This window comes from Fibrobacter sp. (assembly GCF_045112255.1).
GTDB lineage: Bacteria > Fibrobacterota > Fibrobacteria > Fibrobacterales > Fibrobacteraceae > Fibrobacter.
Genome location: NZ_JBGUHR010000094.1, coordinates 1 through 3,502, shown reverse-complemented (window position 1 = coordinate 3,502; position 3,502 = coordinate 1). Strand labels below are relative to the sequence as shown.

Sequence of the window (3,502 nt, the reverse complement as noted above, 5' to 3'; positions counted from 1 at the left end):
CGTCGGCCAAGGATGGGGAGGGTGCAGGGAGGGGCCCGTGCGGCCTTCGCAACTCCGAGCTGGGGCCCCGCCCGCATGACGTACTTTATTGAATAAAAACTATTTTTTAGGCGTTTAGCCGCTATTTCAAGATGAAACGTAAAAAAGTTTGGCACATCTTTTGCTAACTTTTACCACGTTTAATTTTTAATCAAGGACAACCATGAGCATTGTAGATACAGTACTCCATAAGATTTTTGGTACACCTCATGAACGTAAGGTGAAGCAACTCCGCCCGGTGATTGCAAAGATTCACGAAGCCTGCAAGGCTCTCGCATCGCTCGATGACGCGGAACTTGCTGCAAAAAGCGCTGAATTCCGTGAAAAACTGAATAATGGAGCTACCCTCGACGATATCAAGGTTGATGCCTTTGCCGTTTGCCGCGAAGCTTGCGACCGCCGTCTCGGTATCTTCAACATCTTCAAGCCGGAATTTGGCTTTGACTTTAGCCGTCTCGGCCCGGAACTCCAGGAAGCCGTGAACAAGGCGAAGGCTGAACTCGAAAGCGGAAAGAATGAATGGGAAGTCTACCTCCCGGCTGCTCTCTACGCAAAGGTCCGCGAACTCTATCCGGATTCCGTGAAGCCGTTCCGCATGTTGCCTTTCGACGTGCAGATGATCGGTGGCCTCGTGCTCCACGAAGGTGCCATCGCCGAAATGGCTACCGGTGAAGGTAAGACGCTTGCCGCTGCTCTCCCGGTTTACCTGAATGGTCTTTCTGGCCACGGTGTGCACGTGGTGACGGTGAACGATTACCTCGCTGGCCGTGACGCCAAGCAGATGGGCATGGTCTATAAGTTCCTCGGACTCACGGTCGGTCTCATTGTGGCAGGCCTCAATCCGGAACAGCGCCGCGAAAGCTACAACTCCGACGTGACTTACGGCACGAACAACGAATTCGGTTTCGACTACCTCCGCGACAATATGGCCGTGGAACCGAACCAGCTCGTGCAGCGCGAACTCAACTTCTGTATCGTTGACGAAGTGGACTCCATCTTGATTGACGAAGCCCGTACGCCGCTCATCATCAGTGGTCCGGCCGAAGACGCTACTGAAAAGTACGCAAAGGCAAACGAAATTGCAAAGCAGCTCGTCCGTAACAAGGACTTCTCTGTCGATGAAAAGGACAAGAACATCCAGTTTACTGAAAAGGGTGTGCTCCACATCCAGGACTTGATGCACATTACGAACCTCTATGGTGAACATGCCGACTGGGTTCACTTCCTCGATAACGCTCTCCGCGCCTGGTACCTCTTTGAAAAGGATGTCGATTACATCGTCCGTGACGGTGAAATCATCATCGTTGACGAAAACACGGGCCGTTTGATGGAAGGCCGCCGCTATTCTAACGGTATCCACCAGGCCATCGAAGCTAAGGAAAATGTGCAGATCCGCCGCGAAAACCAGACACTTGCGACGATCACGTTCCAGAACTACTTCCGTATGTACAAGAAGCTCTCCGGTATGACCGGTACGGCTGAAACCGAAGCAACGGAATTCATCAAGATTTACAACATGAACACGTGGGTCATTCCGACGAACAAGCCGTGCATCCGTAAGGACTTGCAGGACCTCGTTTATAAGTCCGAAGATGCCAAGTGGCGCGCCATTGTTGCAGAAATCAAGGAACGCCATGCGAAGGGCCAGCCGCTCCTCGTGGGTACGGCTTCCATCGAAAAGTCCGAAATCCTCCACGGCATGCTCGAAAAGGAAGGCATCCCGCACGAAGTCTTGAACGCCAAGAACCATGGCCGCGAAGCTGAAATTATCCAGTATGCAGGCCACAAGGACAAGGTGACGATTGCAACGAACATGGCTGGTCGTGGTACTGACATTGCTCTTGGACCGGGAGTGACTGAACTCGGCGGTTTGCATGTGCTTGGTACGGAACGCCATGAATCTCGCCGTATCGACAACCAGTTGCGTGGTCGTTCCGGCCGTCAGGGCGACCCGGGTTCTAGCCAGTACTTCCTCTCCCTCGACGATAACCTGATGCGTATCTTCGGTGGCGACAACGTCAAGAACCTCATGAACCGTTTTGGCGTGGGCGAAGACGAAGTGATTACCCACCCGATCGTTTCTCGCTCTATCCGTGGTGCCCAGCGCCGCGTCGAAAGCCAGAGCTTCGATATCCGTAAGCACTTGCTCGACTACGATAACGTGATGAACGAACAGCGCAAGGTGATTTACGGACTCCGTCGTCGCATCTTGAACGGTGAAGATATCCGTGACGAAATCATGAACCGCATCGAAGACGCTTGCGATATCAAGGTTTCCAACTACATCCCGGCAAAGAGCTATGCGGAACAGTGGAACCTCGAAGGCTTGCACGAAGACTTGCAGCGTACGCTCGGCATGGAATACAGCCTCACGCTTGATGAAGCTGTGTCGAAGACGCCGGAACAGGTGCTCGATGAAATCATCGCCCTTTGCAAGGTGCGTTACGACAAGCTTACGAAGATTATTCCGGATACCGACTTCCGCAATATCGAACGCCGCTTCCTCCTCATGACGATTGACCAGGTGTGGAAGGAACACTTGTATGCTATGGACCAGCTGAAGGATGCTATCCGCTTCCACGGATACGCCCAGAAGGATCCGCTGATGGTCTACAAGAACGACGGCTTCAAGATGTTCGAAAGCTGCATGGAAAAGATTGCAACGCTTACGGCTCTCCGCATTTTGAACATCCGCATCACGCTCCCGAACGGTGTAACGGTCTCTCCGGACCAGCTCCAGCTCAAGAGCCAGGAACAGATCGATGCCGAACGCAAGGCCGCTGAAGAAGCCGCCGCTGCCGCAGGTAATGCTGGTGACGCCAATGTTTCTGAATCCGCTGATGCACAGCCGGCTCAAGAATCTGCTGAACAGTTGAGTGCTGAAGGCGCAAAGGCCGCAGGTCTCGCCGGTCAGGCTGCCGCTTCTGAAACGAACGCCCTTTCCGAGGATCAGCAGGCACAGCCGATGCCGCAGAGCGCACTCCCGGGCACTCGCCCGAACCGCTCCGCTGCCGCTAACGCCGCCCTTGCTGCCGCTGTGAAGCGTGCCCAGCAGCAGGCTGGTGCAAAGCTCGGCCGTAATGACCTCTGCTGGTGCGGTTCTGGCCTCAAGTACAAGAAGTGCCACGGCAAGGACGTGGAATAAGAGTTACTAGTTATTAGTTAGTAGTTACTAGATAATTCGGAATTGTCATGCCCGATTTAATCGGGCATCTCCTTCCAAGAATCGCGAGCACTCCCGCACAAAACGTAATTGAAAAATCCTCGGCTTCCCCGCCGAGGATTTTTCACATCCATAAAAAAGAAAAAGCGAGATATTCTAATTGTTTTAAATGAAAAGAAATACGTTGAGAGGATAAAGCGTCGGCCAAGGTGTTTTCTTCGCAGTAGCGTGCAAAACGAGTGTTGCGACGGGCTGCTTGCAGACCGGCATAACCGAGTGAAGCCGCTGACGCCGTAGGCG

The 3,502-nt window shown here is 53.3% G+C and carries 1 protein-coding gene; it reads left to right on the top strand.

Translation table 11 applies throughout. The features are described 5' to 3' along the window. Positions 1 to 202 precede the first annotated feature (202 nt). A complete protein-coding gene (gene secA, locus ACJMM9_RS12640; protein WP_405327550.1) occupies positions 203 to 3,184 on the top strand; it encodes a preprotein translocase subunit SecA in 2,982 nt (993 codons plus the stop codon). Positions 3,185 to 3,502 lie beyond the last annotated feature (318 nt).

Coding starts and splice junctions, on each gene's coding strand:
- secA (WP_405327550.1), top strand. CDS start 203: ATGAGCATTGTAGATACAGTACTCCATAAGATTTTTGGTACACCTCAT.